The sequence below is a fragment of the Gammaproteobacteria bacterium genome, from assembly GCA_033720895.1.
Lineage (GTDB): Bacteria > Pseudomonadota > Gammaproteobacteria > Natronospirales > JAJUFS01 > JAWWBS01.
The window spans coordinates 1-3,627 of record JAWWBS010000103.1; the positions used below are offsets into that span (position 1 = coordinate 1).

A 3,627-nucleotide genomic window follows, 5' to 3' on the forward strand; every position below is an offset into this window, starting at 1 on the left:
CTGATGTACGAGCTGCCCAGCACCACGCTCGCCTGCCCCTACTGTGGCGAGACCGTGTCCGTGGAAATGGATACCGCCGGGGAGGCCCAGGACTTCATCGAGGACTGCCCGGTCTGCTGTCGCGCCATCGAATTTACCGCCAGGCTGGACGGCAGCGGGCAATGGCAGATTCATGCTCGACGTGATGACGAGACCTTCTGACAGCATTCCGAGATCGGACTTGTGCAAGCCTTGTAGAAGTCCCAGCACGCTTCAAGCCAGAGAAATCCCTTGGCTGAACGGGGGCATTCCCCCTCCTTGGACAACCCTCGCCAACACTGTGCAAGCTTTGGGTTGAATGGGGGCGTCAGCAATGGCTGACAAAGATATACACAAGCCGTCCGTGCACGGACAAATACCGGGGACATGTTCCACGATCGACCTGGTGAAATTCTATACAGACTGGTAACTACTTGTTTTTCAAGGCATTAATAAAATGGTCAAGATTTGGCCGATTTAAACTTTATCCCTTAAAAAATAGTAAAAAACCCCATTCGTTGCGTTTCATGCACAGAGTTATCCACAGCTTCTGTGGATATTGGCAAATCTACCCGTAAGTCAGGAACTTAAGCCACATTCCTCAGGCGCCTGACAAGTTCCGCGATACCCGGACCCAGTGAAACGGCCGGCACTGGGCACCCCGAGGACACCGGCCCGGGGACCTGCCCGAAAACCGGTGAAATCCTTGCCACCCGGGCAGCAAGCCGTTATGATGCGCGGCTCGCTTCAGGGTCCGACGGCCCACCGTCGAGACACAAACTTGTTGAGGAAACATCATGAAGGCCGATATTCATCCGGATTACCAGGCAGTGAAGGTTGTCTGCAGCTGTGGCAACAGCTTCGAGACCAAATCGACGCTGGGCAAGGAAGAGTTGACGATTGAAGTCTGCTCCGAGTGCCACCCGTTCTACACCGGCAAGCAGAAGATGATCGATACCGGTGGTCGCGTCGATCGCTTCCGCAAGAAGTTCGGTCGTCGCGGCAAGGACGCGTAAGGCTCCAGGCCACGCGCCGCCCGCTCGCGGGCATGCTGAATTGACGGGGTGCAGGCAAAGGCCTGCGCCCCGTTTTCGTTCCCCAGCGCCCGTGGCGCAGTGCCCCCGGCACTGTCATTGCCCGGACCCCTGCCCTATAATCGACCCGCGCTGGCGCTCCCACTTGCCGCTTTCAACGGTGGAGCGACTCCCAGCCGCCCGGTGCAAGACCCGTCTCCCGGGCATGTTTTACGCAGACTCCCCCGCCTGACGCGGTTACCCGGAGCGAAGCCTGCCCAGACAGGCCGCCCGGCAGACCAGAACCGCCAGCCGGGATGGCCCACACGGCCGAGCTGCGCAGCGGGCCTGTCTGCGGACGGGCCGCAAGCACGAAGACCAGGAGCAAATGGAAATGAGCACGAAAGGCTTCAAACTGGTAAACCCGGATGCCGGGACCGAATCGGAACTGCCGCTGCTGGAAGGCTCGGTCGGCCCGGCGACACTGGACCTCAGCAGCCTCTACAAGGATCAGGGCGTATTCACCTTCGATCCCGGCTTTGGTGCCACCGCCAGCTGCAAGAGCGATATCACCTATATTGACGGCGAGAACGGCGTGCTGCTGTACCGCGGCTACCCGGTCGACCAGCTGGCCGAGAAATCCAACTTCATGGAAGTCTCCTACCTGCTGCTGAACGGCGAGCTGCCGAACAAGGCCGAATTCGACGATTTCGAGGAATCGATCATCTACCACACGATGATCAACGAATCGCTGCTGCGTTTTTTCCATGGCTTCCACTACGACGCCCACCCGATGGCCATGCTGTCGGCGACGGTGTCCAGCCTGTCGGCCTTCTACCATGGCTCGACCAACATCCGCGAACCGGAAGATCGTGACCTGTTCGCGCGTCGCATCATCGCGAAGATGCCGACGATCGCGGCCGCGGCCTACAAGCACTCCATCGGCCAGCCCTTCATCCACCCGAAGAACAGCCTGGGTTACTGCGAGAACCTGCTGCGCATGTTCTTCGGCGTGCCGGCCGAGGACTACGACATCGACCCGGTGGCTGCCGAAGCGCTGGACCTGCTGTTCATCCTGCACGCCGACCACGAGCAGAATGCGTCGACCTCGACGGTCCGCCTGGCCGGCTCTGCCGGCACCAATCCCTACGCCGCCATTGCGGCCGGCGTGGCGACGCTCTGGGGTCCGGCCCACGGTGGCGCGAACGAGGCGGTGCTGAAGATGCTCGACCAGATCGGCGACATCTCGAACGCCGACAAGTACATGGACAAGGCCAAGGACAAGAACGATCCGTTCCGCCTGATGGGCTTTGGCCACCGCGTCTACAAGAACTACGATCCGCGCGCCAAGATCATCCGCGAAATGTGCCACAAGGTGCTGAAGCAGCTCGGCAAGGAAAACGACCCGCAGCTCGAGCTGGCCATGAAACTGGAAGAGATCGCGCTGAAGGACGACTACTTCGTCGAGAAGAAACTCTACCCGAACGTCGACTTCTACTCCGGCATCATCTACCGCGCGCTGGGCATCCCGGTCAGCATGTTCACGGTGATGTTCGCCATCGCCCGGACCGTGGGCTGGGTGGCGCACTGGCAGGAAATGATTTCCGACCCGGCCATGCGCATCGGTCGCCCGCGCCAGCTCTACACGGGGCCGACGCAGCGCGATTACGTGGACGTCAGCAAGCGCTGAGCAGCATGCTCCAGCCATGAAAAAACCGGGCCAAGGCCCGGTTTTTTCATGGGTATCGATAGCTCATGCCAGCCCAGGCAAGCCAATCTCGTCGGTGGTTTCGCCCCCGTGCTCCTCGTCCAGCAAGTTCTCCAGGTCGGCAAGACTCGCCCGCTTCATCGGCCGGCCATCGACCGGTGACGCCGGCGCCGCCCGGATCCCGGTTTCCGGGAACACCGCAGCATCGACGGTGATCTCACCGGCCAGGAAGCGATAAGCCGGCACGGTGACGTGATCGCCGGTGGTCTGGCGAAAACGCCGCTCGATGGTTTCGAAAGGAATCTCGCGGTCGATCAGGTGCATCACCACGAACTCCGGCGAGTCCGCGAACAGGTGCAGCTGGATATCCGAATGGCGCGTGGCATGACCGAGCAGTACCTGGCCGACCAGGCGGGGCTGGAAGTCGCGGAACAGCTTCATTGCCTGACACGCAGCTTCCCGCAATCGACGCAGTTCGGCGGGCTGGGAGTCGGCCTGGAACAGGCGCTGGTATTCGAACACCTGCTGCTCGATTTCCTGGTTGGTCGGAAAGCCACCTTCGCGCTCGGAGACACCGTAACGCATGGCGGCCTTGCGCTTGGCCTTGAGAAAGTCGCGAATGCCCTCCTCGGCGATGAGGCGGGCGGCTTCGTTGGCAATCAGTCGTCGCAACTCGGGATTGCGACCGGCGCGTTGCTTGCCCATGTCACCCTGCTTGTCAGTGCAAATGGTCGAGCGTCACCCTGATTAAAACAGGTCAGCCTCCGGCGTGTCATCCTTTTTGTCGTCGCCATCGAGCCCTTCGTCACGGGGCTGCTCGGCCTCCGGCAGCGACCCCTCGATGAAGGTTTCGAATATCGCTGCGGAATTTGTCGCACTGGCCAGCAG

At 60.9% G+C, this 3,627-nt stretch carries 4 protein-coding genes; 3 read left to right on the forward strand and 1 reads right to left on the reverse strand.

The genetic code is table 11. The features are described from left to right. The 3 genes from R3217_10490 to R3217_10500 all read left to right on the forward strand — a co-directional run. The coding region (locus R3217_10490) for a CPXCG motif-containing cysteine-rich protein (protein ID MDX1455870.1) at window positions 1–201 on the forward strand (201 nt) is incomplete at its 5' end. A 614-nt stretch (window positions 202–815) separates the two neighbouring features. Then, window positions 816–1,034: a 50S ribosomal protein L31 gene (rpmE, locus tag R3217_10495; protein MDX1455871.1), complete on the forward strand. Its 219-nt coding sequence runs from the start codon at window positions 816–818 to the stop codon at window positions 1,032–1,034. 391 nt (window positions 1,035–1,425) lie between these two features. Next, a complete protein-coding gene (locus R3217_10500) occupies window positions 1,426–2,721 on the forward strand; it encodes a citrate synthase (protein MDX1455872.1) in 1,296 nt (431 codons plus the stop codon). A 63-nt stretch (window positions 2,722–2,784) separates the two neighbouring features. On the opposite strand, the gene R3217_10505 is transcribed toward R3217_10500, so the two are convergent. Next, on the reverse strand, window positions 2,785–3,444 hold the full coding sequence (locus tag R3217_10505; protein MDX1455873.1) for a hypothetical protein: 660 nt from the start codon (window positions 3,442–3,444) through the stop codon (window positions 2,785–2,787). Between the last annotated feature and the right edge of the window lie 183 nt (window positions 3,445–3,627).

Bases quoted from the DNA above. Each gene is read 5' to 3' on its own strand.
- rpmE (MDX1455871.1), top strand. From the start codon at position 816: ATGAAGGCCGATATTCATCCGGATTACCAGGCAGTGAAGGTTGTCTGC.
- R3217_10500 (MDX1455872.1), top strand. From the start codon at position 1,426: ATGAGCACGAAAGGCTTCAAACTGGTAAACCCGGATGCCGGGACCGAA.
- R3217_10505 (MDX1455873.1), bottom strand. From the start codon at position 3,444: ATGGGCAAGCAACGCGCCGGTCGCAATCCCGAGTTGCGACGACTGATT.